This window comes from Pseudomonas syringae (assembly GCF_000737245.1).
Taxonomy (GTDB): Bacteria; Pseudomonadota; Gammaproteobacteria; order Pseudomonadales; family Pseudomonadaceae; genus Aquipseudomonas; species Aquipseudomonas syringae_J.
In genome coordinates this window covers 1-569 of record NZ_JPQU01000094.1, presented here as the reverse complement: position 1 = coordinate 569, position 569 = coordinate 1, and the positions used below count along the sequence as shown (strand labels likewise).

The 569-nt window shown below is 58.2% G+C and carries 1 protein-coding gene; it reads right to left on the bottom strand.

What is annotated here, in order from left to right; genetic code table 11:
• On the bottom strand, positions 1-569 hold a 569-nt coding region (locus IV01_RS01605; protein WP_032631615.1), incomplete at both ends, for an amino acid ABC transporter ATP-binding protein.

Genomic DNA, 569 nt, shown 5'->3' with positions numbered 1-569 from the left:
TCCATGAAGATCACGCGGTTGGCCACGGTACGGGCGAAGCCCATTTCGTGGGTTACGCAGAGCATGGTCATGCCTTCTTCAGCCAGGCCGACCATGGTGTCCAGAACTTCCTTGACCATTTCCGGATCGAGTGCCGAGGTCGGCTCATCGAACAGCATGATTTTCGGCTTCATGCACAGGGCACGGGCAATCGCCACACGCTGTTGCTGACCGCCGGAGAGTTGGCCCGGGAATTTATGCGCCTGCTCTGGAATGCGCACGCGCTCCAGGTAGTGCATGGCGATTTCTTCAGCCTTTTTCTTCGGCATCTTGCGCACCCACATCGGGGCCAGCGTGCAGTTCTGCAGGATGGTCAGATGCGGGAACAGGTTGAAGTGCTGGAACACCATGCCGACTTCACGGCGGATGGTTTCGATCTGCTTGAGGTCCGAGGTCAGTTCGGTGCCATCAACCACGATCTTGCCTTGCTGGTGTTCTTCCAGACGGTTCAGGCAACGAATGGTGGTGGATTTGCCCGAGCCCGATGGCCCGCACAACACAATACGCTCGCCCTGACGCACGTTCAGGTT